The 26983-nt window shown below is 57.8% G+C and carries 26 protein-coding genes; 15 read left to right on the top strand and 11 right to left on the bottom strand.

The features are described 5' to 3' along the window. Position 1 precedes the first annotated feature (1 nt). Positions 2-514, bottom strand: coding sequence for a divisome-associated lipoprotein DalA (gene dalA, locus FN828_RS02010; protein ID WP_142491700.1), 513 nt, complete (start codon positions 512-514; stop codon positions 2-4). Between the two features lie 192 nt (positions 515-706). On the opposite strand from dalA, the gene FN828_RS02005 reads away from it, so the two are divergent. Together FN828_RS02005 and FN828_RS02000 are read left to right on the top strand one after the other, a co-directional pair. Further along, on the top strand, positions 707-1285 hold the full coding sequence (locus FN828_RS02005; RefSeq protein ID WP_142491699.1) for a L,D-transpeptidase: 579 nt from the start codon (positions 707-709) through the stop codon (positions 1283-1285). A gap of 140 nt (positions 1286-1425) precedes the next feature. Continuing rightward, positions 1426-1608 carry a hypothetical protein gene (locus FN828_RS02000; protein ID WP_142491698.1) on the top strand — a complete coding sequence of 61 codons (183 nt, stop codon included), beginning with the start codon at positions 1426-1428 and terminating at the stop codon, positions 1606-1608. Between the two features lie 91 nt (positions 1609-1699). On the opposite strand, the gene hemH is transcribed toward FN828_RS02000, so the two are convergent. Further along, on the bottom strand, positions 1700-2752 hold the full coding sequence (gene hemH / locus FN828_RS01995) for a ferrochelatase (protein WP_142491697.1): 1053 nt from the start codon (positions 2750-2752) through the stop codon (positions 1700-1702). A gap of 57 nt (positions 2753-2809) precedes the next feature. Beyond that, positions 2810-3628, bottom strand: a complete 819-nt coding sequence (locus FN828_RS01990) for a class I SAM-dependent methyltransferase (RefSeq protein WP_142491696.1) — start codon at positions 3626-3628, stop codon at positions 2810-2812. Positions 3629-3676: 48 nt separating this feature from the next. On the opposite strand from FN828_RS01990, the gene FN828_RS01985 reads away from it, so the two are divergent. From FN828_RS01985 to FN828_RS01970, 4 genes are read left to right on the top strand one after another with little or no spacing between them, the layout of a single operon-like run. After that, positions 3677-4375, top strand: a complete 699-nt coding sequence (locus FN828_RS01985) for a ComF family protein (RefSeq protein WP_142491778.1) — start codon at positions 3677-3679, stop codon at positions 4373-4375. A 38-nt stretch (positions 4376-4413) separates the two neighbouring features. Further along, positions 4414-4668, top strand: a complete 255-nt coding sequence (gene grxC / locus FN828_RS01980) for a glutaredoxin 3 (protein ID WP_142491695.1) — start codon at positions 4414-4416, stop codon at positions 4666-4668. Between the two features lie 6 nt (positions 4669-4674). Continuing rightward, positions 4675-5505, top strand: coding sequence for a carbon-nitrogen hydrolase family protein (locus tag FN828_RS01975; RefSeq protein ID WP_142491694.1), 831 nt, complete (start codon positions 4675-4677; stop codon positions 5503-5505). Next, positions 5505-5942 (top strand): MarR family winged helix-turn-helix transcriptional regulator, encoded by a 438-nt coding sequence (locus FN828_RS01970; RefSeq protein WP_142491693.1) that lies wholly within the window; start codon positions 5505-5507, stop codon positions 5940-5942. Before FN828_RS01975 ends, FN828_RS01970 begins: the two co-directional genes overlap by 1 nt. Before the next feature lie 187 nt (positions 5943-6129). Here FN828_RS01970 and FN828_RS01965 read toward each other — a convergent pair whose 3' ends face one another. After that, positions 6130-6432: a YciI family protein gene (locus tag FN828_RS01965; protein WP_142491692.1), complete on the bottom strand. Its 303-nt coding sequence runs from the start codon at positions 6430-6432 to the stop codon at positions 6130-6132. 3 nt (positions 6433-6435) lie between these two features. After that, the gene (ubiG, locus tag FN828_RS01960; protein ID WP_235891369.1) at positions 6436-7182 is read right to left on the bottom strand and encodes a bifunctional 2-polyprenyl-6-hydroxyphenol methylase/3-demethylubiquinol 3-O-methyltransferase UbiG; all 747 of its coding nucleotides are present in this window, start codon (positions 7180-7182) and stop codon (positions 6436-6438) included. A 49-nt stretch (positions 7183-7231) separates the two neighbouring features. On the opposite strand from ubiG, the gene pip reads away from it, so the two are divergent. The 5 genes from pip to infB all read left to right on the top strand — a co-directional run bounded on the left by pip (position 7232) and on the right by infB (position 13722). Continuing rightward, positions 7232-8215, top strand: a complete 984-nt coding sequence (pip, locus tag FN828_RS01955) for a prolyl aminopeptidase (RefSeq protein WP_142491690.1) — start codon at positions 7232-7234, stop codon at positions 8213-8215. Positions 8216-8349: 134 nt separating this feature from the next. Next, a complete protein-coding gene (gene rimP, locus FN828_RS01950) occupies positions 8350-8937 on the top strand; it encodes a ribosome maturation factor RimP (protein ID WP_142491689.1) in 588 nt (195 codons plus the stop codon). Positions 8938-8941: 4 nt separating this feature from the next. After that, entirely contained in the window at positions 8942-10552 is a 1611-nt protein-coding gene (gene nusA / locus FN828_RS01945) for a transcription termination factor NusA (RefSeq protein ID WP_142491688.1), read from the top strand. A 29-nt stretch (positions 10553-10581) separates the two neighbouring features. After that, positions 10582-11202, top strand: coding sequence for an RNA-binding protein (locus FN828_RS01940; protein ID WP_142491687.1), 621 nt, complete (start codon positions 10582-10584; stop codon positions 11200-11202). Positions 11203-11211: 9 nt separating this feature from the next. After that, the gene (infB, locus tag FN828_RS01935; RefSeq protein WP_142491686.1) at positions 11212-13722 is read left to right on the top strand and encodes a translation initiation factor IF-2; all 2511 of its coding nucleotides are present in this window, start codon (positions 11212-11214) and stop codon (positions 13720-13722) included. 389 nt (positions 13723-14111) lie between these two features. On the opposite strand, the gene mutT is transcribed toward infB, so the two are convergent. From mutT to FN828_RS01915, 3 genes are read right to left on the bottom strand one after another with little or no spacing between them, the layout of a single operon-like run. Then, positions 14112-14510, bottom strand: coding sequence for an 8-oxo-dGTP diphosphatase MutT (gene mutT / locus FN828_RS01925; RefSeq protein WP_142491684.1), 399 nt, complete (start codon positions 14508-14510; stop codon positions 14112-14114). A gap of 10 nt (positions 14511-14520) precedes the next feature. Next, complete coding sequence (argJ, locus tag FN828_RS01920) at positions 14521-15747, bottom strand: bifunctional glutamate N-acetyltransferase/amino-acid acetyltransferase ArgJ (RefSeq protein ID WP_142491683.1); 1227 nt, start codon at positions 15745-15747, stop codon at positions 14521-14523. 2 nt (positions 15748-15749) lie between these two features. After that, positions 15750-16604 (bottom strand): peptidylprolyl isomerase, encoded by an 855-nt coding sequence (locus tag FN828_RS01915; RefSeq protein ID WP_142491682.1) that lies wholly within the window; start codon positions 16602-16604, stop codon positions 15750-15752. A 177-nt stretch (positions 16605-16781) separates the two neighbouring features. Between FN828_RS01915 and secA the strand changes: the two genes are divergently transcribed. The 3 genes from secA to FN828_RS01900 all read left to right on the top strand — a co-directional run bounded on the left by secA (position 16782) and on the right by FN828_RS01900 (position 22184). After that, the gene (gene secA / locus FN828_RS01910) at positions 16782-19469 is read left to right on the top strand and encodes a preprotein translocase subunit SecA (RefSeq protein WP_142491777.1); all 2688 of its coding nucleotides are present in this window, start codon (positions 16782-16784) and stop codon (positions 19467-19469) included. 115 nt (positions 19470-19584) lie between these two features. Next, entirely contained in the window at positions 19585-20589 is a 1005-nt protein-coding gene (locus tag FN828_RS01905) for a hypothetical protein (protein ID WP_142491681.1), read from the top strand. Positions 20590-20615: 26 nt separating this feature from the next. Beyond that, positions 20616-22184, top strand: a complete 1569-nt coding sequence (locus FN828_RS01900) for a substrate-binding domain-containing protein (RefSeq protein WP_142491680.1) — start codon at positions 20616-20618, stop codon at positions 22182-22184. Here the strand turns inward: FN828_RS01900 and radC are convergent. From radC to dnaK, 3 genes are all read right to left on the bottom strand, one after another. Beyond that, positions 22176-22910, bottom strand: coding sequence for a RadC family protein (radC, locus tag FN828_RS01895; RefSeq protein ID WP_235891377.1), 735 nt, complete (start codon positions 22908-22910; stop codon positions 22176-22178). The genes FN828_RS01900 and radC overlap by 9 nt on opposite strands. Positions 22911-22991: 81 nt before the next feature. Then, positions 22992-24140: a molecular chaperone DnaJ gene (gene dnaJ, locus FN828_RS01890; protein WP_142491678.1), complete on the bottom strand. Its 1149-nt coding sequence runs from the start codon at positions 24138-24140 to the stop codon at positions 22992-22994. Positions 24141-24216: 76 nt separating this feature from the next. Continuing rightward, entirely contained in the window at positions 24217-26133 is a 1917-nt protein-coding gene (gene dnaK, locus FN828_RS01885) for a molecular chaperone DnaK (RefSeq protein ID WP_142491677.1), read from the bottom strand. A gap of 219 nt (positions 26134-26352) precedes the next feature. On the opposite strand from dnaK, the gene FN828_RS01880 reads away from it, so the two are divergent. Then, the gene (locus FN828_RS01880) at positions 26353-26955 is read left to right on the top strand and encodes an alpha-ketoglutarate-dependent dioxygenase AlkB family protein (protein WP_142491676.1); all 603 of its coding nucleotides are present in this window, start codon (positions 26353-26355) and stop codon (positions 26953-26955) included. Positions 26956-26983: the final 28 nt, after the last annotated feature.

The following is a 26983-nucleotide window of genomic DNA, read 5'->3' as shown; positions in this document are numbered from 1 at the left end:
CTTAGTTGCCCGTGACCATCGTCCACCAGATCTTGCCGCTTTTTTCCTGAAACCACGAAAAGCCCAATTTGGTTGCGGCGGGGTCAAGGATCACGCGGCGGGTATCTTCCTGTTCCATCCATGCGGACAGTGTTTCCAGTTCGGTTTCATAGGTTTCCGAAATGTTTTCGCCGATCAGCATCCCCTCGTATCCGACGCGGCGGACGCGATCCAAGGGGGAGGAGCCGTCAGACCCGAAATGCCACGGGCGGTTCTGCACCGACATATCCCGTGCATGGGTGGCAGCGGCGGCATTCAGTTTGCCATCCAACACCAGCGGCGATGCGCTGGACGCCTGCCGCAGTGCGTTGACAGAATCCAGCATCCGATACTGAATTTTGCCCACATCGTTTTGCGAAATCCGATACATGCGCGGCAGGGGTTTCCCATCCGGGCCAAGCGTGTGCGGGCTGGTTGACACACAGCCAGACAAACCCAAAGAGCCGATAAGTAGTAAAACCGTTAGACGCAGCATTATGACCTTCCGCAGTAGTGCCTGTCCGGTCTAGCCTGTGTAGCGTTGCCATTCAAACCCACATCCACGTGAGCTGCGATGTTGACACGGGTTTGATTTGCGACTGAGGCTTTCGCGCCATAATATGACAGAAAAACCGGGTAAACGGTGACGCCTTGTTATCGTCTGGGCGTTAGTCGAGGAGCGATACATATGAAACGCAGACATTTTTTGGCTGGGGGCGCGGCACTGTTTGGCACGCCTGCGCTGGCGTTGGATGTCGACGGGGCGCATACCGTCGAAGTGGAACGCGACCTGAGTCAGGCCGTTCGGCGGAATATTTCCAGTTTCCGGTCTTTGGATTGGAAACCCTACTTCAGCAACCTGAAAAACGGTGCCGTTCTGGTGGATATCGATTCGCGGGCGCTGCATTTCTGGTCCGAGGACGAGTCGGTTTATAAACTGTATCCGTCTTCTGTGCCGCTGACGGATGATCTGACCCGCCGGGGGCGTACCCATGTGGTGCGCAAGGTGGAAGGGCCGGATTGGCGGCCTACGCCGTCGATGAAAGAAAGAAACCCTGAATGGCCGGATTACGTGCCGCCGGGGCCAAACAATCCGCTGGGAACTCATGCTTTGTATCTAAGCTGGACCTATTACAGGATTCACGGCACTCACGACACGCGCAAGATTGGCCGGAGATCATCCAATGGCTGCATTGGTCTTTACAATGAACATATCGCCGAACTTTTCGGGCTGACCAAAGTAGGCACGCAAGTGTTGCTAATTTGACGACATTTTGGCTGTGAACGCAGGGGCATGGAGAACTTGCGTTTGCATTTGACTCGGTTTGCTGATTAGAAAAAGCTACGAGGTAAGTCTTGGGTGCTTGCCGTGTTTTGTGCGCGGTGGGCGAATATCTGGAGGATACTATGAAAAAACTCGTTCTCGCTGCTGCTCTGACCGCCGCTGCTTCGACCGCTTTCGCTGGCAACATGGCCGAGCCGGTAATCGAAGCTCCGGTGATCGTGGAAGAAGCTTCCAGCTCGTCTGCTGGTGGTGTTCTGGTTCCGCTGATCATCCTGGCCGTGATCGCAGCCGTTGCAGCCGACTAATTCCATTAGTTTGGTTTGAAACAGGAAAAGGCGGTGGAGCAATCCACCGCCTTTTTTTTATTTCAGAACATTTGCCGGGCAGGGGGCTGGATTAATCCAGCCAGCCCTTCAGGTTGCGTTCCACCACACCGGCCAGTGCTGCGATATGGGCGGGTTCGTCGTTCAGGCAGGGGATATAGGTAAAGCTTTCCCCGCCCGCATGTTCAAAACTTTCGCGGATTTCTTCGTTGATCTCTTCCAGCGTTTCGATGCAATCGGCGGAAAACGCCGGGGCAATGACCGCGATGTTCTTTTTCCCCTGCCGGGCCAGATCGGCCACATGATCCACGGTGTAGGGGCGTAGCCATTCTTCGGGGCCGAACACGGATTGGAATGTGGTGGTGATCTGCGTGTCATCCCAGCCCAGACGCTCCTTTAGCAGTCGCGTCGATTTCTGGCATTGGCAATGATAAGGGTCGCCTTCCATCAGATACCGTTTTGGCATCCCATGATAGGATACAACCAGAATATCGGGGCGTTTTTCCGCATTGGCATAGGCGCGTTCGACAGATTGGGCCAACGCATCCACATAAGCGGGATCGTCAAAATAGGCAGGAACAGTGCGAACCGCAGGCTGCCATTTTTCCTTCATCAGGGCGCGGAAAAATTGATCGTTTGCGGTGGCCGACGTGGCCCCGGCATATTGCGGATACAGCGGGAAAAACAGGATTTTGGTGCATCCTGCGGCGACCATTTTCTGAACTTTAGAATCGGTTGATGGGTTGCCGTAGCGCATACAGAAATCCACCATGACGGTATCGCCGTACCGATCAGCCAGCGTTGCAGCCAATGCCTGCGTCTGGTCCCGCGTGATGGTCATCAGCGGGCTTTCGTTCTTTTCCGTGTTCCAGATGGACCTGTACGCCGCGCCGCTGGCAAAGGGGCGTTTGGACAGAATGATCAGTTGCAGAAGCGGTTGCCATTTCCATGACGGATAGTCGATCACCCGCTTATCCGACAGAAATTCGCTTAGATAACGCCGCATCGACCAATAGTCGGTGTCATCCGGTGTTCCCAGATTGGCAATCAGAACGCCAACCTTTTCCGCCGGGATTTTCGGGTGATCCGCCGGGGCATGTGCCGGGCAAGTCGCGTGGTCCGTCATCGTGTCATATTCCGTTTCTGCGTATTGAGAACCGACATAAGGGCATCCCCCCACAGGTCAATCCGGTAGCTTGATTTCCTTGGTGCCAAGCGCATCCGCCAGCCGGGATACGGCTGAACCGGGGCGCAGCGGTTTGGGTTGGCTGTCATCCGGTGCCCATCCCAGCAGGAAAATCATCTCGAACGTGGCTGGGATACGCCCATCTTCACCAAAGCTGTCGGCGTAAATATCGGCGGCAGTCTGGATAACGCTGCGCCGGGTGGGGTGACGCAAGCGGGCCGACAGCGCATTGCCTTCGCCCATGGCCCGCAGATCGCGCATCAAATGCCATGCAGATTGGTAACTGACAGTCAGCGGCAGCGCATCAGCCACCGGCAGCGCGAGCCCTGCCCGCTGTAACAACCCACCCAGATCGCGTATTTCAGCCATTGGTGCCACGCGGGGGGACAGGCCGCCCGTCACACGCGATTCGGCCTCGGCCAGCGCGGTGCGTAATTGATGCAGGGTTTGCCCGCCGAACATTCCGGCCAGAAACAACCCGTCCGGTTGCAGGGCGCGGCGCGACTGGATCAATTGCCCAACCGGATCGCTGGCCCAATGCAGGGACAGCGCGTGGATCACCAGATCATAGGCTTCGGGTTCCAAATCCAGCACATCGGTATCCGCAACGATTTTCGCCTGCGGAAAGACGGATGCCCAGAAATCGGGAAACCCGGTCACAATCGCCGGTTTGGTAAACGTCCTGTTAACCAAAGACAGGCGATCCTGAAATTCCTCGGCTGCGGTTTCATGCAGGAACAGCGCCGGGTTGCGCAGGGCGCGGGCGCGATTGCGCGTCAGGGCCGCGCGGTCGGTCAGTTGGGGCATGTTACTCATAGGCGCGTAGATAAAGCGATGAAGGCAAAGTTTCAAACGGCGTTACGCATGATTTATCCGGCACGGTGCTTGTGTTGCGGGGAAATGGTGGAAAGCGATTTCGCCCTGTGTGGTCCATGTTGGCGGGACACGCCCTTTGTCACTGGTTTGGCCTGCGATGCCTGCGGTGCGCCGATGATGGGGCAGGCGGGAACTGGCCCGGAAATATGCGATGATTGCATGACCACGCCGCGCCCGTGGTCGCGGGGCAGGGCGGTGTTTCAGTATGACGGCAACGCCCGCCGGTTGGTCAAAGACCTGAAACATGGCGACAGACAGGATATTGCGCGGGGCGCAGGCCCGTGGCTGGCCAATGCGGGGCGGGATTTATGGGGGACGAATGTTCTGCTGGCCCCGATCCCGCTACATTGGACGCGGCTGTTGGCGCGGCGCTTCAATCAATCAGCGTTGTTGTCGCAGGCGGTGGCACGGACAACAGGATTGCCCCATTGCCCGGATTTGCTGATCCGCCCTGTGCGCACAGCCAGCACACGTGGCAAGGGACGCGAGGCGCGGTTTGCCCAGCTTCAGGGGGCGATTGCCGCTCACCCAAAACGAAAGGGCCAGATGGCAGGGCGGCATGTTGTGCTGGTGGATGATGTGATGACCACAGGTGCCACTTTCAGCGCCGCTACCGATGCCTGTCTGGCGGCTGGGGCCAGCGATGTTTCGGTTCTGGTACTGGCACGCGTTGCCAATGGCCCCTAAATGTCGGACAAATGCCACGAAGCAAAGGAACTGTCCGAATGAAACCTGTCGAAATTTATACCTCGCCCATGTGTGGCTTTTGCCATGCGGCCAAGCGGTTGCTGAATCAAAAGGGCGTGGAATACACGGAAATTGATGTCTGGGCTGCCCCGGACCGTAAACCGGAAATGATCCAGCGTGCCAACGGTGGCCGGACCGTGCCGCAGATTTTTATCGGGGAAACCCATGTCGGCGGGTGCGATGATCTGTATGCGCTGGAACAGGCGGGCAAACTGGACGCCTTGCTGGCGTGATCTGATATGCGCGTTGCCCTGCTTCAATTGAACGTTTCCGATGATCCGGCGGCCAACCTGCCCGTCACCCGCGCCATGCTGCGTGATGCGGTGGCCGGTGGCGCGGAATTTGTTCTGACGCCCGAGGTAACGAATTGCCTGTCCCCCAGCCGCGCCCGGCAGGAACAGGTGTTGCAACAGCAGGATCAGGACATCACGCTTGCGGCCTTGCGTCAGGATGCGCAGGCGTTGGGCGTGTGGGTGCTGATCGGATCGCTGGCGTTGAAAACCGGGGATGCGGACGGGCGGTTTGCCAATCGGTCTTTCCTGATTTCGCCGGATGGGGAAATCGCAGCGTGGTACGATAAAATCCACATGTTCGATGTGCAGGTTTCTGAAACCGAAACCTATCGCGAATCCGCAGGCTATCGCCCCGGCAATCATGCCAGCGTGGTTGATATGGGCGCGGTCCGCTTGGGGATGAGCATCTGTTACGATGTGCGCTTTGCCTATCTGTATCGCGCTTTGGCGCAGGCCGGGGCCAATATCCTGACCATTCCCGCGGCATTTTCCCCGGTGACAGGTGCCGCTCATTGGGAGGTGTTGCTACGCGCCCGCGCCATCGAAACCGGCTGTTTCGTTCTGGCCCCGGCGCAAACCGGCACCCATGCCGCCACGCAGGGAAAGCCGCGCCAGACCTATGGTCACAGCATGGTTGTCGCGCCCTGGGGCGAGGTGCTGGCTGATGCCGGGACCGATCCGGGGATTGCATTCGTTGATCTTGATCTGTCGGACGTGTCAAAAGCAAGGGCGCGGGTGCCTGCGCTGACCCATGACCGAAAGTTTGACGGACCGTGATGACCGATCCCAGTACTGCCCTTGCTATCGCTATGTTCAGCGAATTGCTGACGGCGGATCAGTTGATCCGTAACCGTCTGAGCAGGGTGTTGCCGAAAGGGATGGAAATCTCGCATTTTTCAGTGCTGAATCATCTGGCGCGGGCATCGGATGAACGCACCCCGGCGCAATTGGCCAAAAGCTTTCACGTTACGCGTGGGGCGATGACCAACACGCTGAATAAACTGGAATGGGCGGGCTATGTGCATATCCGCCCGGATTGGGACGATGCCCGCCGTAAAATGGTGGCAATCAGCCCCGCCGGACGTCAGGCGCGGGATGCGGCGCTGGCGGCCATTTCCCCGATGATCATCGAATTGGTGGGCGAATTGGGCGACGAAAAAGTCCGCGCTGTTCTGCCGATCCTGCGCGAATTGCGCACCCGGCTAGAGGATTAAACCCCCCTTTGCGGCGCGTCCGGGCGCGCTGTCAGGCATTGGATATTTTTACCAAGAAAGAACCAAAGGGCACACGCTAACCTTAACGCGGTGTTGGCTGGGCAGGTGCGCAGCCCCCTGTTTTCATCTTGCCAAAAATACTCAAATCCAAACAGATCGGCGGCCGGGCGTGCGGCCAATAAGGTGCCTATTTCAGCGCCGCATGAACGTTCGAGGGTTTGAACGCGGTATAGGAATAGCTGGCCACGTTTTCCGTCACGAAGGGATCGTCTGACAGGTAATTCTGTGCGTCCTCTAGTGAGGGGGCCATCATGATCACCACGCCCCCGGTACGCGGTACTTTCGCGCCCGAGGTCAGGAAGCGCCCTTCGTCATAGGCGCGGCGGACAAATTCCATATGCGGCTCTAACACGGGCTGAATCTGTTCAAAGGGAACGGTATATTCAATATCCACGACGAAGATGGACCAGCCTTCTGGGATGATGCTCATGGGTTACTCCGGTCGGGTGCTTGCAGTGACATAATTCACGGACAGGTCACGGTCGGACACGGACCATTGCCATGAGATCGGATTGAACACGAAGCCTTTGCGATCCACCGGGGTCAGGCCAGCATTGGCGATAAGGGCATACAGTTCATCGGGCGTGATGAATTTATTCCATTCATGTGTTCCCTTGGGCAGCCAGCGCATCACATATTCCGCGCCGACAATCGCCATAGCAAAGGATTTTGGGTTCCTGTTGATCGTGGAGCAGATCATCAGCCCGCCGGGTTTCAACAGATCATGGCAGGCCGTGAGATAGGCCAGCGGGTCGGCCACATGTTCCACCACTTCCATGTTCAGCACCACGTCGAACTGTTCGCCATTGGCGGCCAGTTCTTCGGCGGTGATGTTGCGATAGTCGATCTGCAACCCGGATTGTTCGGCGTGAACCTGCGCCACGGGAATGTTGCCCGCCGCCGCATCGGCGCCAATCACCGTGGCGCCCAGCCGGGCCATCGGCTCAGACAAAAGCCCGCCGCCACAGCCGATATCCAGCAGGCGCAATCCCGTGAACGGTTCGGGTTGAGTCAGATCACGCCCGTACTGTCCGGCGATTTGCCGGGTGATATAATCCAGCCGACAGGGGTTCATCAGGTGCAGAGGTTTGAACTTGCCCTTGGGATCCCACCATTCCGCCGCCATCGCTTCGAATTTTGCGACTTCCGAGGGGTCAACCGTGGTCTGAGCGGTTTGCATTCTGCTCTCCATATGCTCTTTTGTGTTTGCATCCCTATATAGGACAATCATGGATAAATACTCGGGCCAAAAAAGCGCAGTTCACTATCTGCACCCGCCGATCGACCCGTTCGATCAGCGGATGCTGGATGTTGGCGACGGACACAAGATTTATCTGGAACAATCCGGCAATCCGCAGGGCGTGCCGGTGGTGGTGTTTCATGGCGGGCCGGGGGGCGGATGCAGCCCGGCGATGCGGCGCTATTTCGATCCGAATGTTTACCGGATCGTTCTGTTCGATCAGCGCGGCTGTGGCCGATCACGCCCCCATGCCAGCGTGGTTGATAATACGACATGGCATCTGGTGCGGGACATCGAACTGATCCGCGACACGTTGGAGATCGAGGATTGGATCGTTTTCGGCGGAAGCTGGGGGGCAACGCTGGCGCTGATCTATGCGCAGGAGCATCCCGACCGGGTTAGGGCGCTGATTCTGCGCGGGGTGTTTTTGGCGACTCAGGCGGAACTGGATTGGTTCTATGGCGGTGGGGCTGGCAAATTCTGGCCGGAAACATGGGCGCGATTTGCTGATTTGATCCCGTCAGAGGAACAGGGTGATTTCATTGCTGCCTATCACAAACGGTTGTTCAGCGGGGATATGCCGACGGAGATCAAATATGCCCGTGCGTGGGCATCGTGGGAAAATGCGCTGGCTTCGATCAGTTCCACGGGGCATGGCGGTGAAGCGCCGGGTGAATATGCGCGGGCGTTTTCGCGGCTGGAAAATCATTACTTCACCCACGGCGCTTTTCTGAAAGAAGATGGGCATATCCTGAACCGGATGGACCGGATTGCCCATATTCCCGGTGTGATCGTGCAGGGGCGCTATGACATGATCTGCCCCCCCGAAGGTGCATGGAAACTGGCGCGGCTGTGGCCGAATGCCGAACTGAGGATGATCCGAAATGCGGGCCATGCCCTAAGCGAACCGGGCATCAGCGCCGAATTGGTGCGGATCATGGACCGGATCGCAGAGCAGGGCGGATTGGGCTGAGTCAGCTTTTACTTGCAGACTCGGGATGAAAGCCCTATATCCCTGCTCAACAGCGGTGCGCTGGGGTGAAAATCCTGACGCTCCATCGGAAAATTCGACGGGCCGCTGGCCCGTTTTTTTGTGTCTGGACCAATATGACCAACGACCTGATAGCCAAAACCGCGATTGACCGTCGCCTGGCCGAGATCGTCGGCCCCGTGATTGAAGATATGGGGTTCGAACTGGTGCGCGTGCGCCTGATGGGGGGGAAGACCAACACCCTTCAGATCATGGCCGAACGTCCCGAAGGCGGGATCGAAGTTGATGAATGCGCTGAAATCAGCACCGCTGTTTCGGCTGTTCTGGATGTCGAAGACCCGCTGACCGATCAGTATATCCTTGAGGTGTCCAGCCCCGGTATTGACCGGCCTCTGACCCGGATGAAGGATTTCGAGACGTTCGAGGGCTACGAAGCCAAGCTTGAAACCGCCGATATGGTGGCCGGGCGCAAGCGCTTTAAGGGCGAACTGGCCGGGATCGAAGGCGACGAGGTTCTGATCAACATCGAAGAAGGTGGCGAAACCGTCACCGTGGGCCTGAACTTTGACTGGCTGGCCGATGCCAAGCTGGTGCTGACCGATGACCTGATCAAGGAGATGCTGCGCCAGCGAAAGGCGGCAGGCACCCTGAACGAAGACAATTTTGACGAGATCGAAACCGATACCGGTTCTCAGGAGGACTGAACTTATGGCAATCACCTCTGCAAACCAGCTTGAGCTGTTGCAAACCGCCGAAGCCGTCGCGCGCGAGAAGATGATCGACCCCGGTTTGGTGGTCGAAGCGATGGAAGAGTCGCTGGCCCGCGCCGCGAAATCCCGTTACGGCAGCGAAATGGACATTCGCGTGTCCATCGACCGTAAGACAGGCCGCGCCACCTTTACCCGTGTGCGCACCGTGGTCGAAGACGAAGAGCTGGAAAACTATCAGGCAGAGCTGACCGTTAAGCAGGCCAAGCAATACATGTCGGACCCGCAAGTGGGCGACACGTTTGTCGAAGAAATCCCGCCGGTGGAACTGGGCCGGATTGCCGCTCAATCCGCGAAGCAGGTGATTCTGCAAAAAGTGCGCGAGGCTGAACGCGATCGTCAGTATGCCGAATTCCAGGATCGTCAGGGGACGATCATCAACGGCACCGTGAAGCGCGAAGAATATGGCAACGTGATCGTGGATGTGGGCCGTGGCGAAGCGATCCTGCGTCGGAACGAAAAAATCGGCCGCGAGGCGTATCGCCCGAACGACCGTATCCGCTGCTACATCAAGGATGTGCGCCGCGAAGCCCGTGGCCCGCAGATTTTCCTGTCGCGGACCGCGCCGGAATTCATGGCGGAACTGTTCAAAATGGAAGTGCCGGAAATTTATGACGGCATCATCGAGATCAAGGCTGTGGCCCGTGATCCCGGTTCGCGTGCAAAGATTGCCGTGATTTCCTATGACGGGTCGATTGACCCGGTCGGTGCCTGTGTGGGTATGCGCGGCAGCCGTGTTCAGGCTGTTGTGAACGAATTGCAGGGTGAAAAGATCGACATTATCCCGTGGAACGAGGATATGCCGACCTTCCTCGTGAACGCGTTGCAGCCTGCCGAAGTCAGCAAGGTGGTTCTGGACGAAGACGCGGAGCGGATCGAGGTTGTGGTTCCTGACGAACAGCTTTCGCTGGCCATCGGTCGCCGTGGTCAGAACGTGCGTCTGGCCAGCCAGTTGACCAACCTGGATATCGACATCATGACCGAATCCGAGGACAGCGCGAAGCGTCAGAAAGAATTTGAAGAGCGCACCAAGCTGTTCATGGACGCGCTGGACGTGGACGAATTCTTTGCTCAGCTTCTGGTGGCCGAAGGCTTCACCAATCTGGAAGAAGTCGGGTATGTCGAGCTGGACGAACTGCTGACCATCGACGGTGTGGACGAAGATACCGCCAACGAATTGCAGGCCCGCGCCCGCGATGTGCTGGAGGCAGCCGCCACCGCTGCTATGGAACGTGCCCGCGAATTGGGGGTCGAAGACAGCCTGGTTGATTTCGAAGGCCTGACACCCCAAATGCTGGAAGCTTTGGCCGAAGATGGCGTGAAAACGCTGGAAGATTTCGCAACCTGTGCGGATTGGGAATTGGCTGGTGGCTGGACCACCGTCAACGGCGAACGCACCAAGGACGAAGGCCTGCTGGAGAAATTCGACGTTTCTCTGGAAGAGGCACAGGGCATGATCATGACCGCGCGGATTGCGTTGGGCTGGGTCGACCCGTCCGAGCTGGAAGCTGAAGACGACAGCGAAACCGAAGAAGAGGAAGGCGAAGCCTGATTTATCAGGGCTTTGGAAGGGCTTGACGCATGACGCGCGGCGGTAAAACAAAGCTTCGGGACGATGGGCCCGAGCGTAAATGCATCGCCACTGGCGAGGTTCAGCCCAAGTTTGGGCTGATCCGTTTCGTCGTTGGGCCGGATGGTCAGATTGTTCCTGATCTGGCAGAAAAGCTGCCGGGCCGGGGCATCTGGGTTTCTGCCGACCGGGCCGCGCTGGACAAAGCTGTTGCGAAGAACCTGTTCTCGCGTTCGGCCAAACAGCCGGTGCAGGTACCTGCGGATTTGTCTGCTCAGGTAGAACAGATGTTGGTGCGTCGCATTGTCGATCTGATCAGCCTGGCCCGCAAAGGCGGCGGTGCCGTGGCGGGTTACGAAAAGGTCAAAGACTGGCTGATGAAGGACTATGCCGAAGTGCTGGTACAGGCCAGCGACGGTTCTGGCCGGGGTAAGTCAAAGCTGAGTACACCCTATGGCGGGTCGTTCATCGGTTGGCTGACCGCGGATGAGCTGGGACAGGCATTTGGGCGACAAACTGTAATCCACGTTGCGCTAGGCGCTGGTGGTTTGACGCGACGTGTTGTAGAGGAAGCCGCAAGACTTAAAGGTTTGCGTGCTTCGGACGGCGGATCCGACCGCCGGAAAGGATAGAAGAGCCACATGAGCGATAACGACGGTAAAAAGACTTTGGGTGTCCGTGGAGGCCCCCGTGCGGGCAATGTGAAGCAAAGCTTCAGCCATGGCCGGACCAAAAACGTCGTGGTGGAAACCAAACGCAAACGCGTTGTGGTGCCCAAGCCTGGTGCGGCCAAATCCGGCGGCAGCGGCAACCCGGCGCTTGGTGACCCCTCGAAACGTCCGGCGGGGATTTCCGATGCGGAAATGGAACGCCGCCTGAAGGCGCTTCAGGCTGCAAAAGCCCGCGAGGTCGAAGAGGCCGCGCAGCGTGCTGCCGAAGAAAAAGCCCGCGAGGAAGAACGCGAACGCCGCCGCGCCGAGGCTGAAGCCAAGGAACGCGAAGAACGCGAACGCGAAGAGGCGCTGAAAGCCAAGCAGGAAGAAGAAGAGCGCAAAGCACGCGAAGCCGAGGAAGCCGCAAAACGCGCGGCTGCCGAAGCGGCCGCCGCTGCCAGCGCCCCTGCTGCGGAAGACAAGGCAGCCCGCAAGCCTAAGGAAAAAGAGGCCCCGGCCCCCGTTGCGCGTGGACCGCGCGGCAAAGAACGCGAAGCCGAACAGGATCGCAGTGGGCGTGGCAAAGGCCGCGACGATGGTCGCCGGTCCGGTAAACTGACCCTGAATCAGGCGCTTTCGGGCGGCGAAGGCGGGCGTCAGAAATCCATGGCGGCGATGAAGCGCAAACAGGAACGCGCCCGTCAGAAAGCCATGGGATCGCAAGAACGCGAAAAGATCGTGCGTGATGTGCAGGTGCCTGAAACTATCGTGGTTTCGGAACTGGCAAACCGTATGGCCGAACGTGTGGCGGATGTGGTCAAGGCCCTGATGAAAATGGGCATGATGGTCACGCAAAACCAGCCCATTGATGCCGACACCGCCGAGCTGATCGTGGAAGAATTCGGCCACCGCATCCAGCGCGTTTCCGACGCGGACGTGGAGGACGTGATCGCAGGTGTTGAAGACAGCGAAGCTGACCTGCAATCGCGCCCGCCTGTGATCACCATCATGGGCCACGTTGACCACGGGAAAACCTCGTTGTTGGATTCGATCCGTAACGCGAACGTAACCGCTGGCGAAGCGGGCGGGATCACACAGCATATCGGCGCCTATCAGGTGAAAACCGAAAGCGGCGCTGTGCTGACCTTCTTGGATACGCCGGGTCACGCGGCCTTTACTTCGATGCGGTCGCGCGGTGCGCAGGTTACGGACATCGTGGTTCTGGTTGTGGCTGCGGACGATTCCGTGATGCCGCAGACGATCGAGGCGATCAACCACTCCAAGGCCGCTGGCGTGCCGATGATTGTGGCGATCAACAAATGCGATAAACCTGCCGCCGATCCGATGAAGGTGCGGACTGAACTGCTTCAGCATGAAGTGGTCGTCGAAGCCATGTCGGGCGAAGTGCAGGATGTCGAAGTGTCTGCCAAGACGGGCAAAGGTCTGGATGAACTGCTGGAAGCCATCGCGCTGCAAGCCGAAATTCTGGAACTGAAAGCCAACCCTGACCGTGCCGCCGAAGGTGCCGTGATCGAAGCCCAGCTTGACGTTGGCCGCGGTCCGGTTGCGACGGTTCTGGTTCAGAAAGGCACGTTGCGTCAGGGCGATATTTTCGTTGTCGGTGAACAGTGGGGTAAAGTCCGCGCATTGGTTGATGACAAGGGTGAACGCGTTGCCGAAGCTGGCCCGTCCGTCCCGGTCGAGGTGCTGGGCCTGAACGGAACCCCCGAAGCGGGCGATGTTCTGAACGTTGTGGAAACCGAAGCGCAAGCCCGCGAGATCGCCGAGTATCGCTCGAATCTGGCGAAAGAAAAACGCGCGGCGGCTGGTGCAGCGACCACGCTGGAACAGTTGATGCAGAAGGCCAAAGACGACAAGAACGTGGCCGAACTGCCCATTCTGGTCAAAGCGGATGTGCAAGGGTCTGCCGAAGCCATCGTTCAGGCGATGGAAAAGATCGGCAACGACGAAGTGCGCGTGCGCGTCCTGCACTATGGTGTGGGTGCGATTACCGATACCGATGTGGGGCTGGCCGAAGCATCCGGTGCGCCGATCATGGGCTTCAACGTTCGTGCCAATGCCTCGGCCCGGAACACGGCCAACCAGAAAGGCGTGGAAATCCGTTACTATTCGGTGATCTACGATCTGGTGGACGATGTGAAAGCTGCGGCGTCGGGCCTGCTGTCGAACGAAATCCGCGAAAACTTCATCGGTTATGCCGAAATCAAAGAAGTGTTCAAGGTTTCCGGCGTTGGCAAGGTTGCGGGCTGTATCGTCACCGAAGGCGTTGCACGCCGTTCGGCTGGGGTGCGTCTGCTGCGTGACAACGTGGTGATCCACGAAGGCACCCTGAAAACGCTGAAACGCTTCAAAGACGAAGTGAAAGAAGTCCAGTCCGGTCAGGAATGCGGTATGGCCTTTGAGAATTACGATGATGTCCGTCAGGGCGATGTCATCGAGATTTTCGAGCGCGAAGAGGTGGAACGTCAGCTTACCTGACGTTCGCCAACAGCCTGAAACAGAAAAAGGGACGGTTTGCACCGTCCCTTTTTTCTTTTTGTGATGGTCTTGAAGGGTTACGCCGCCTTATTCGGGACCGGCATACCAGCAAATTCGCGGTCACCGACACGAACCAGGATTCTTCCATCAGGAAGCCCACGGACGAACGTACCTTGGACGGAAACACAGCTTCCGATCACGATCGTTCTAAGCAAGTCAAATCCTCCCCAAGCGATGTTGACATGCTTAAAGTTTAGCGTAGCGCGGTTAACAAAACCTACAAAAAAATGAAATCTGACACGGAAAATATACCAATGATATGACAAAAAAACCAAAGATGGTGTCGGTATCAGAAGTTTTTCACATTTGACCAATATTTAGGCTTTTGGTCAGAGCAGTTCCCTTAATATGGGGATTAATGGAATGTCAGCGGGCGGCATCGGGTAGCTTGATAAATCCCGCGCATGTACCCATTTCAGGGTTTGGCCTTCGCGGGGGGCTGGGATTCCTTCCCATTTGCGGCAGGCGAACAGCGGCATCAACAGGTGGAAATCGTCATAGCTGTGCGAGGCAAAGCTGAGCGGCGCCAGACAGCTTGACCATGTGTTGATGCCGAGTTCTTCTTGCAATTCCCGGATCAGGGCGTGTTCCGGGGTTTCCCCCGGTTCAACCTTGCCGCCCGGAAATTCCCAAAGCCCCGCCAGTGATTTGCCAGCGGGGCGTTGGGCCAACAGCACCCGCCCATCCACGTCGATCAACGCCACGGCTGATACGAGTACCATTTTCATGTGCTGCTCCTTAGGACCGATAGTCAGCGTTGATTGCGATATAGCCGTGGGTCAGGTCGCAGGTCCAAACTGTGGATGCGCCATCGCCCAAACCAATATCAACGTTGATGGTCAGATATTGGCCTTTCATATAGGCCGCGCCCTGCTCTTCCTTGTAGGTGGGGGAAACCCAGCCTTTTTCGGCCACCAGAATATCGCCAAAGCTGATGCTCAGCAGGTCACGATCCGCGGCTGCCCCGGATTTGCCAATCGCCATGACAACCCGGCCCCAGTTGGGATCTTCGCCTGCAATGGCGGTCTTGATCAGGGGGGAATTGGCAATCGCCATCGCATGTGTGCGGGCGTCTGCGTCATTGGCCGCGCCAGTCACGTTTACTTCGACGAATTTGGTCGCGCCTTCGCCGTCGCGTACTACCTGATGCGCCAGATCCAGCATGACGCCATGCAGGGCGTGTTCAAATTCGGTATTGCCATCAACATTGGCCCCGGATGCACCCGTGGCTGCCAGCAGCAAGGTGTCCGAGGTCGACGTGTCGCTGTCCACCGTGATGCTGTTAAAGGTCACATCGGTCAGCTTGCTCAGCAGTTTTTGAAGCTTCGCCTGATCCGCCTGCGCATCGGTAAAGATATAGACCAGCATCGTCGCCATATCGGGCGCGATCATGCCCGAACCTTTGGCGATCCCGGCGATTTTCACCGTTTTCCCGTCCACCTGAATTTCGGCACTGGACCCTTTGGCAAAGGTGTCCGTGGTCATGATGGCGCGGGCGGCTTCTTCGATGCCATCCGCGTGCAGGTTGGTTTTCAGCTCTGCCAGTTTGGCGGTGATCCGGTCATGCGGCAGCGGTTCACCGATTACCCCGGTCGAGGATGAAAACACACGGTTTTCCTCAATCTCCAGCGTTTGGGCCACGGCTGCGGTGATGGCATGAACCGATTCAGCGCCGTTTTTGCCGGTAAAGGCATTGGAATTGCCCGAATTCACGATGATCGCGGCAGGGCCATCGGCGGCTTGGCCGATTTTGTCCTGACAATCCAGAACCGCGGCTGACCGGGTTGCCGACCGGGTGAACACCCCGGCCATTGCAGTTCCAGCACTCAGCAGAGCCAGCATCACATCGGTGCGCCCGGCATATCGGACACCGGCCTGCGTGGCGGCGAATTGCACGCCCTCAATCACCGGAAGATCAGGAAAGGCCGCAGGGGCCAAAGGCGAAACGGCAAGGGATTTGCCCATGATCAGTTCTCCAGAAGGATGTCGATATTCTTGATCAATGCCGGGTCCAGGCCTTCTGCGCCAGCTTTATCAATCTTGGCGTTTGCAGTCAGTTCCTCGATCCGAACGGTGATGGCATCGCGTTCTACTTCGGCTTCTATGTCGGCGCGCACTTCGTCCAGCGTCGGGGCGGCCTTGTCGCGGCTTTCGTTCAGCTTGATCACATGCCAGCCGAATTGAGTTTGCACAGGTTCGGAAACTGCGCCGACCTCCATCGCCATTACGGCATCTTCAAAGGGCTTTACCATCTGACCCGCGCCGAACCATCCCAGTTCACCGCCGTTCGGACCGGACGGGCCGGTGGATTTTGCCTTGGCCAGTTCCGCGAAATCGGCACCGTTCTTCAGTTCTTCGATCAGGGCTTTCGCCTCATCCTCGGTTTCCACCAGAATATGCGAGGCGTTATATTCCTTGCCTGCGCTGACATCGGCGTATTTCGCGTCAAAGGCGGCTTTCACGGCCTCTTCGGTCACGGCGGCATCGGCGGCAAGCTGCAACACTTCGCCCGCTTTCAAGGCGCGGCGTTCGTTTTCCAGCGACAGGCGCACCAGTGCGGAATCTTCCTGTGGCCCGGCTTGCATCAGTAGGGTTTGCTGAATGATCTGGTCCAGAATGCCGGTGAACAACATTTCAGGCGGCAGGGTCTGATACTGTTGCGGCAGGTTCTGTTGCACAAGGATCATGTGGCCCAGCGTGATGTTTGTACCGTTGACGGTGGCCACAACGGTATCGGCGTTGGGGGTCTCATCTGCGATAGCGGGCAGCGACAGACACAGGGAAAGAGCCGCGCCATACAGAAAAGTGAGACGTTTTGACATAAGTTTTGTCCTTTGCTTGCTGCGCCAAGGGCGCCAACGTTGACACTGCACCAGCCGCCCCTTACATCGCCTTGAGGCCTCTGGAGTGCTAGGTTTCCATGACGTTGTAGGCGCTGTGGTTTCGGCGGGCAAGCAGATGCCATGCACGATGATGTCAACGACCGGATCGGAAAAAATATGCTGGGTTTGGGAACTATCGCCAAGAAGGTCTTCGGAACGCCGAACGACCGCAAGGTAAAGGCGACGCGCCCGTTGGTGGAAAAGATCAACGCACTGGAACCGCAATTTGAACAGCTTTCCGATGACGGCCTGATCGCCAAGACCGAAGAATTCAGAAAACGCGTGGCCGATGGCGAAAATCTGGATGCGCTTTTGCCCGAAGCATTCGCCAACTGCCGCGAGGCCGCGAAACGGGCGCTGGGGCTGCGGGCGTTTGATACGCAGCTTATGGGCGGCATCTTCCTGCATCAGGGCAACATTGCGGAAATGAAAACCGGCGAAGGTAAAACGCTGGTGGCCACGTTCCCCGCCTATCTGAACGCATTGACCGGCAAGGGCGTGCATATCGTTACCGTGAACGATTATCTGGCCCGCCGTGACGCCGAATGGATGAGCAAAGTTTACGCCGCCTTGGGCATGACCACCGGCGTTGTCTATCCGCAGCAACCCGAACCTGAAAAGAAACAGGCTTATCGCTGTGATGTGACCTATGCCACGAACAACGAACTGGGCTTCGATTATCTGCGTGATAACATGAAAATGGAACTGTCCGACATGAACCAGCGCGGACACCATTACGCAATCGTGGACGAGGTTGACTCGATCCTGATTGACGAAGCGCGAACCCCGCTGATCATTTCCGGCCCGGCACAGGACCGTTCCGAACTGTATGTGGCGCTGGACAAGCTGATCCCCGAACTGACCGAGTCGCATTATGCGCTGGACGAAAAAACCCGGAACGTGACCTATACCGACGAAGGGAACGAATTTCTGGAACAGCGCCTGCACGAAATGGACCTGCTGCCCGAAGGCCAGACGCTGTATGACCCGGAAAGCACCACCATCGTTCACCATGTCAATCAGGGCTTGCGCGCGCATAAGCTGTTCACCCGCGACAAGGATTACATCGTCCGCGATGGCGAAATCGTGCTGATTGATGAATTTACGGGCCGGATGATGGCGGGCCGCCGTCTGTCCGACGGTCTGCATCAGGCGATCGAGGCCAAAGAAGGTTGCAACATCCAGCCGGAAAACGTGACGCTGGCGCAGGTGACGTTCCAGAACTATTTCCGCCTGTACGAAAAACTGGGCGGCATGACCGGCACCGCCGCGACCGAAGCGGACGAATTTCAGGAAATCTACAGCTTGGGTGTGGTCGAAGTGCCGACCAACCGCCCGATTGCACGGGTTGATGACGATGACGCCGTGTATCGCACTGCAAAAGAAAAATACGAGGCGATTGTTGAAACCATCAAGGAAGCGAATGCCAAAGGGCAGCCGATTCTGGTGGGGACAACCTCGATCGAAAAATCTGAATTCCTTAGCCATCTGCTGACGCAGGCTGGGGTGAAGCACAATGTTCTGAATGCCCGCCAGCACGAGCAAGAAGCGCAGATCGTGGCCGATGCCGGGAAGCTGGGGGCCGTGACCATCGCCACCAATATGGCGGGCCGTGGGACGGACATCAAACTGGGCGGCAATGTGGAATTCAAGGTGATGGAAGCCATCGCCGCGAACCCTGAAACCCACCCCGACCAGATTCGCGCCGACATCGACGAACAGCACAAAGCCGATGAAGAAGCGGTCAAAGCCGCTGGCGGCCTGTTCGTTCTGGCGACCGAACGCCATGAATCGCGCCGGATTGATAACCAGCTTCGGGGCCGTTCGGGCCGTCAGGGCGATCCGGGGCGTTCGTCTTTCTTCTTGTCGCTGGAAGATGACCTGATGCGCATTTTCGGGTCCGAAAAGCTGGACAAGGTGCTGTCGACCTTGGGTATGAAAGAAGGCGAAGCCATCGTTCACCCGTGGGTCAACAAATCGCTGGAACGCGCCCAAGGTAAGGTAGAAGGCCGCAACTTTGACATTCGGAAACACCTGCTGAAATTCGACGATGTGATGAACGAACAGCGCAAGGTGATCTTCAAGCAGCGCTTGGAAATCATGGAAGCCGCTGATTTGTCCGAAATCATTGGCGATATGCGGCACGAGGTCATTGGCGATCTGGTGGACGAATTCATGCCACCAAAAAGCTATGCCGATCAGTGGAACGTGCAGGGGCTTTATGCTGCGCTGTTGGAAAAGCTGAATCTGGATGTGCCGGTGATCGACTGGGCCGCCGAAGAAGGTGTGGACGGTGAAGAAATCATCGAACGCATTGCCGATGCCGCGGACGAGCAGATGACCGAAAAGGCCGAAGCTTTTGGCGCGGAAAACATGCGGATGATCGAAAAGCAGCTTTTGCTTCAGACGATTGATGCAAAATGGCGGGAACATTTGCTGACGCTGGAACACCTGCGGTCTGTCGTTGGGTTCCGTGGCTATGCGCAGCGCGATCCGCTGAACGAATACAAAACCGAAGCGTTCCAACTGTTTGAAAACATGCTGAACAGCCTGCGCGAGGATGTCAGTCAGAAGCTGGGCCAGATCCGTCCGCTGACGGACGAAGAACAACAGCAGATGATCGCCCAGATGGCGGCCCAACAAGCTGCGGTTCAGCAGGCTGCCGCCCCCGAAGCCCCGCAAGGCGAAGCCAAGGAAGGGTTCGACGAAAACGATCCCTCGACCTGGGGTAATCCTGCCCGGAACGAGGCCTGCCCCTGCGGGTCTGGTAAGAAGTTCAAACACTGCCACGGTCGTCTGGCCTGATCTGACGGGGAACCTATTCGGGCGCAGAATGGTCCGAATGGTTCCCCTGATGCGCCACAAGTGCGCCATGTTTGACTGACAGATTGCCTGTAACCTGAACGGGTCGGAGGCAATCATGATCAGCAAAAGAGCATCCAGTATCGCATTGATGGTAGGCACCGTCGGTCTTGCGCTTGGCTCGGGCTATTTCATGGAAAACAGTGCGCCCACCATGTCGCGCCACGTGAAACCAGCGCCTATTCAGGTGGCGGAAATCCCGGCGGGGTCTGCGGCACAGGATATGGGATTGGCCAAGCTTGAATTCACCGCCTCTCCCTTGCCGGAAATTCCCGCGGATATTTTTCAGGAATTGAACATGCCTGCACATGGCGCGACCCGTGCCGCTGTGACAGAGCAGGAAATTCGCGTCCCTGAAGCCGTTCCGTCAAAAGGCGGCTTCGATTGCGCGGTTGATATGACGGCGCAGGTCAGCGTGGCCGCGATGGTGAATATCGAACTACATGCCAGTTGCCTGCCCGATACGCGGGTCACGTTGCACCATAACGGGGTGATGATTTCCGAAGTCACTGACGCACGGGGCGAATTATTCGTGACCATGCCCGCGCTGACGGAAAAGGCGGTGTTCATTGCCGATCTGGGGCGTGGCAAAGGCGCAACCGCAATTGTCGATGTGCCATCGTTGCAATTCTATGATCGGGCGGTGGTGCAATGGCAGGGGGATGCCGGGATCAATCTGCACGCGCTGGAATTTGGTGCAGGCTTTGGCGAAGATGGGCACATCTGGGCGGAACAGATTGGTTCACTGGAAAAAACGGTGCGGGGCGAAGGCGGTTTTATGACCCAAATGGGCGATCCTGATCTGTCCGAAAGCCTACAGGCGCAGGTCTATACCTTCCCGTCTGGTACAGCATCGCGCAGCGGTGACATTCGGTTGGAAATTGACGCCGAAGTGACGACAGCCAATTGCGGCCGCGACATCAGCGCGCAGTCCATGCAGGTTTCCGAAGCAGGGCAGCCACATGTGCAAGAATTACAGCTTTCCATGCCCGATTGTGACGCTGTTGGAGAGTTTCTTGTGTTGAAAAACGTGCTGGAAGACCTGAAAATCGCATCCAAGTGATTTGATGACAGGTCAGGATATATTTCATGAAACCGGCCCGTGCGGTGATCTTCGCCGCACTTTTTCTTTTGGGATTTATTTCCAGCGCTAACGCGCAGGATGTGACTTTGATTTCGCCGGACAATCAGGTGGAAATCAACGGCACCCTGTTGGGGTTTGACGGCGAATTTTACCGCGTCGATACGATTTATGGCGAATTGACGGTGGATGGCTCTGGGGTACGCTGCGAAGGTCCGGCGTGTCCCAATTTGGAAGATTTCGTCGCAGAACTGGCCATTTCCGGCGAAGCCTCGGTCGGGGCTGTTCTGTTGCCCGCGCTGATCGAATCCTTTGCCCAACGCGCGGGGTTGCGGGTGCGGCGCGAAGAACTGTCGATGACCGAAACACGGTTCGAACTGTCGCAGCGTAGCAGCGGTAAGGTGACGGGCCTGTTCACGGTTCGCGCTACCAATACAGACGAAGGCTTTGCCGATCTTTTGGCGAACGAGGCTGACATTGTCATGTCCCTGCGCGAAGTCCGTGAAAATGAAGCGCGACTGGCGCAAGAGGCCGGTTTGGGCGATCTGAAAGGTTCGGGCCGCAGCCGAGTTCTGGCGCTGGATGCGTTTGTGCCAATCGTGGCGCAGGACAACCCGTTGCGCAGTATCACGACATCGCAATTGTCCCGAATTTTTGCCGGAAAATTGCGCAATTGGAGCGACCTTGGCGGGCCGGATGCGCCAATCACTGTGCATTTGCGTGATGGAAAATCGGGCTTGGGGCAGGCGGCGGTGGATCGGTTGCTGGCGCCAGTGGGGGCCAATCTGGTGCCGGGGGCGAAAACCTATCGCAATAACCGCGATCTGGCGACGGCGGTGCAGGGCGATCCGTTTGGCATTGGCCTGTCCAACGAATCGGAAACTGGCGATGCGCGCGCGGTGCCGCTGAGCGGAAATTGCGGTTTTATTCTGTCCGCAGAACGCAAGACGGTGAAAACCGAAGATTACCCGCTGACCGCCCCTATTTTCCTGTATCTGCCCGCACGGCGATTGCCGAAGCTGGCGCGGGATTTCCTGACCTTCACGCGTGGGACGCAGGCGCAGTTGGTGATCCGTCGTGCGGGGTATACCGATCAGGCGCCGGAACTGGTGCCAATTGATGTGCAGGGCAATCGTTTTGCCAATGCGATTGCGCAAGCGGGCGAAGAGGTGACGCTGGACGATTTGCAGCGCATGGCGTCCGTGTTGATGCCAATGAAGCGCCTGACGACCACCTTCCGGTTCGAGGTTGGGTCGGCGCGGTTGGATGCGCAATCGCGATCCAATGTCGAACAACTGGCCCTGTCGCTGGAGGCAGGGCAATATGATACGCATCGGTTGGTTTTCGTGGGGTTCAGCGATGGCGAAGGCCCGGCCAAGGCTAATCTGGCGATTGCGCAGCGGCGGGCCGAAGCCGTCCGCGAGGCGGTGATTGCCGCAGCTGAGACTGCAAACTTTGAACGGCTGAAACTGGATGTCGATGCTTTTGGCGAAGCGATGCCGATGGCCTGCGATGACAGCGCGTGGGGGCGGCAGGTGAATCGCCGGGTCGAAGTATGGGTGCAGCATTCAGAGTAGCCCCTGCGACCGAAAACTAATTTCGCGGGATCGACCGATAATCAGGTGATCGTGCAGGGTGATATTCATCGTCTGGCACGCCAGATGGATTTGTTCTGTCATGGAAATGTCTGACTCGGATGGCGTGGGGTCGCCTGACGGATGGTTATGCACCAGAATCAGCGCCGATGCGTTCAGTTCAAGCGCCCGTTTGATCACCTCGCGCGGGTAGACGGGAACGTGATCCACCGTGCCCTGGGCCTGTTCTTCGTCCGCGATCAGCGTGTTTTTGCGATCCAGAAACAGAATGCGGAATTGTTCGGTTTCCCGATGTGCCATCGACGTGTGGCAATAATCCAGCAGCGAATCCCAACTGGAAATGACGTGTCGCCGCAGCACACGGGCGCGGGCCAGACGGTGAGCTGCGGCTTCGACCACTTTCAATTCGCAGATCACCGCGTCGCCAATTCCCGCGACTTCGGACAGGCGGGCGGCGGGGGCGGAAATTACGCCGTTGAAATCCCCGAACCTGTCCAGCAGGGCGCGGGCCAGCGGTTTGACATCGCGACGCGGAATGGCGCGGAATAACACCAATTCCAGTAGTTCGTAATCCGGCAGTGCCTGCGCCCCGCCCGCCATGAACCGATCCCGCAACCGTTTCCGGTGGTCGCGGATATAGGACGGTTGCTGCCCATCTGTCGCCGCCACCTCGTCCGGGGCGGGATCAATGGAAAACAGTGTGGGCATTTCCTGAAATGAAGAGCGGAGCCGTGACATGTGCCAAGGCTCCGCCGATTCGCTTTAGAAATGGTTAACGCGCGTCTGGCGTCAGCTTTTCATGCTGTCCCAGAACCCTTTGACCTTGCGGAAAAAGGTGGAACTTTCCGGGTTGTTGTCATCGCTCAGCTTCTCGAATTCGCGCAGCAATTCCTTCTGCTTTGAACTCAGGTTTACGGGTGTTTCCACCGCCAATTCGATGAACATATCGCCGCTGCCACCACCACGCAGGGCGGGCATCCCTTTGCCGCGCAGGCGCATCTGACGGCCCGATTGGCTGCCGGATGGGATTTTCACGCGCGACCGGCCACCGTCGATGGTGGGAACTTCGATATCCCCCCCAAGCGCTGCGGTGGTCATGCTGACCGGGACGCGGCAGAACAGGTTGGTTTCTTCGCGCTCGAACAGCTCGTGCCGGGCCACTTCGATAAAGATGTACAGATCGCCGGACGGACCGCCGCGCAGCCCAGCTTCGCCCTCGCCGGACAGGCGAATGCGGGTGCCGGTTTCCACGCCTGCCGGGATGTTCACGCTAAGCGCACGATCCTTCTGCACGCGACCATGACCACCGCAGGCCTTGCAGGGGTTCTTGATGATCTGGCCCATGCCCGAACAGGTCGGACAGGTGCGTTCCACCGTAAAGAAACCCTGCTGCGCGCGTACCTTGCCCATGCCTGAACAGGTCGGGCATGTTGTTGGTTCGCCGCCGCCTTCTGCGCCAGACCCGTCACAGGCCGTACAGGCGACGGAACTTGGCACGTTGATGGTTTTCTGGATGCCAGAAAATGCCTCTTCCAGCGTGACGCGCAGATTATACCGCAGGTCTGCCCCACGGGTGGCCCGTTGGCGGCCACCGCCGCCGCGCCCGCCCATGAAGTCGCCGAACAGGTCGTCGAACACATCCGAAAACGCGCTGGAAAAATCGCCTTGGCCGCCGCGGAAGCCACCGCCGGGATGACCGCCGCCCATGCCCCCTTCGAATGCTGCGTGACCGTAGCGGTCATAAGCGGCCTTCTTGTCGGGATCTTTCAGGCAGTCATAGGCTTCGTTGACTTCCTTGAACTGGGATTCGGCATCGGGGTTGTCGGCGTTCCGGTCTGGGTGCAGTTCCTTGGCCTTCTTGCGATAGGCCTTCTTGATCTCGTCGGCAGAGGCACCCTTTGATGTGCCAAGCACATCGTAATAATCACGTTTTGACATTGGGTATTCCCCTTTCAGGAACGAAAAAAAGGGCCGGTCCGGTCAGGACCGGCCCCTATCTGGTTCCGACGGGCGCTTAGTTGCGCTTGTCTTCGCCGAGGTCCTCGAAATCGGCGTCCACGATGTCGTCATCGCCACGTCCGGCTTCGTCTGCCGCTACGGGTTCGTCGTCGCCGTCCTGGCTGGCCTTATAGATCGCTTCGCCCAGCTTCATTGCGGCTTCGGTGACGTTCTGGATACCCGACTTGATCTTGTCGGCGGTTACACCGTCTTTTTCCAGATCGTCCTTCAGTGCGGCAATGGCCAGTTCGATGGCTTCGATGGTGGTCGGGTCAACCTTATCACCATGTTCTTCCATCGACTTCTCGGTCGAATGGATCAGGCTTTCGGCTTGGTTCTTCGATTCGATCAGTTCGCGGCGCGCCTTATCGGCTTCGGCATTGTCTTCGGCGTCTTTGACCATCTTTTCGATGTCATCATCCGACAACCCGCCCGAGGCCTGAATGGTGATCTGCTGTTCCTTGCCGGTGCCTTTGTCCTTGGCGCCGACAGACACGATGCCGTTGGCGTCAATGTCAAAGGTCACTTCGATCTGGGGCATACCGCGCGGGGCTGGCGGGATGTTTTCCAGATTGAACTGGCCCAGCAGCTTGTTATCGGCTGCCATTTCACGTTCGCCTTGGAACACACGGATGGTCACGGCCGACTGGTTGTCCTCGGCGGTCGAGAAGACCTGCGATTTCTTGGTCGGGATCGTGGTGTTGCGGTCGATCAGGCGGGTGAACACGCCACCCAGCGTTTCAATACCCAGCGACAGCGGCGTTACGTCCAGCAGAACCACGTCTTTCACGTCGCCTTGCAGAACACCGGCCTGAATGGCGGCACCCATCGCAACCACTTCGTCCGGGTTCACACCTTTGTGCGGCTCTTTCCCGAAGAATTTGGTGACTTCCGCGATCACTTTGGGCATCCGGGTCATACCGCCGACCAGAACAACCTCGTCAATGTCGCCAGTGGTCAGACCAGCGTCTTTCAGAGCTGCCTGACAGGGCTTCAGCGATGCTTTGATCAGGTCGCCCACCAGCGATTCCAGCTTCGCACGGGTCAGTTTCAGAACCATGTGCAGCGGCGCACCCGATTTCGGGTCCATCGCGATGAACGGCTGGTTGATTTCGGTCTGCTGGCTGGACGACAGTTCGATCTTGGCTTTTTCAGCAGCTTCTTTCAGACGCTGAAGGGCCATTTTGTCTTTGGTCAGATCGACGCCGTGTTCTTTTTTGAACTCATCCGCCAGATAGTTGACGATGCGCATGTCGAAATCTTCACCACCCAAGAAGGTGTCGCCGTTGGTCGATTTCACTTCGAACAGGCCGTCGTCGATTTCCAGAATGGTCACGTCGAACGTACCGCCACCAAGGTCATAAACCGCGATGGTGTGGGTGTCTTCTTTGTCCAAGCCATAGGCCAGCGCCGCAGCGGTCGGTTCGTTGATGATCCGCAGCACTTCCAGACCGGCGATTTTACCGGCGTCTTTGGTGGCCTGACGCTGGGCGTCGTTGAAATAGGCAGGAACCGTAATCACCGCCTGGGTCACTTCTTCGCCCAGATAGGATTCAGCGGTTTCTTTCATCTTGCCCAGAATAAAGGCCGAGATTTGCGACGGGCTGTATTTTTCGCCACGGGCTTCGACCCATGCGTCGCCGTTGCCGCCAGCGATCACGTTGAACGGCATGTTTTTCTTGTCTTTGGCCAGATATTCATCATCTGCGCGGCGGCCAATCAGACGTTTTACACCGAACACGGTGTTGGTGGCGTTGGTCACGGCCTGACGTTTCGCGGCCTGACCGACCAGACGTTCGTCATCTGTGAACGCCACGATCGAAGGGGTCGTGCGCGCCCCTTCCGAGTTTTCGATTACCTTGGGCTGCGAACCGTCCATGATGGCGACGCAGCTGTTGGTGGTACCAAGGTCAATACCAATGACTTTACCCATGTTTTCGATCCCTTCTTATTCAAGGCGATGACACGAGACTTAGACCCGTTTTGGCATCCCGTCCCGATCTGTTAGCGGCGTTCCGGCTTGGGTTCACCGCGCTTCCCGGCGTATATAAGGAGGGGTTTTAAACCCTGCAAGCACCGCAACGCGACGTATATCAGGATTCCGATTTAAATTGCTGCGAAACGGCTGAATTTGCGGGAAAGAGGGGCGATTATGCAGGAAATATCGGTTAGGGGTTTCAAAATTCTGCGCGGATTGTTGGCTCCGGATGCGCAGACCGCGCTGGTTGATGGCTTGCGGCAGGTGATCCGCGCAGCGCCATTGTTTTCACCTTTGACACCTTATGGAAAACCCATGACGGTGCGCATGACCTCGGCCGGGAAATACGGCTGGTATGCGGATCGCCGGGGCTATCGTTATGAAACGCACCACCCGGCGGGCGGTGCATGGCCCCCCATCCCATCCACGGTTCTGAGCCTGTGGCGGCAATTGGTCAGTCAGGAACGTGGCCCGGATTGCTGCCTGATCAATTTTTATGGGGAAGGCGCCAGAATGGGGATGCATCAGGACCGGGACGAGGCGGATTTTACATGGCCGGTTCTGTCTGTGTCACTGGGCGATGATGGGCTGTTTCGGATGGGGAATGCCACGCGCGGCGGCACAACAGAAAGCATCTGGTTGCAGTCGGGGGATGTGGTGGTGATGGGCGGCGCTGCCCGGCTGACCTATCACGGGGTGGATCGTATCCGTTTTGGATCGTCCAGCCTGCTGCCCAAGGGCGGGAGGATTAATCTGACCTGCCGGGTTGTTGACTGATGGCTGATTTTATCCCCGGACGGTATCC

It is taken from the genome of Thalassovita litoralis, assembly GCF_900182725.1.
GTDB lineage: Bacteria > Pseudomonadota > Alphaproteobacteria > Rhodobacterales > Rhodobacteraceae > Thalassobius > Thalassobius litoralis.
Note: the sequence above shows the minus strand (reverse complement) of the source record. Positions and strands in the feature narration are given on the sequence as shown.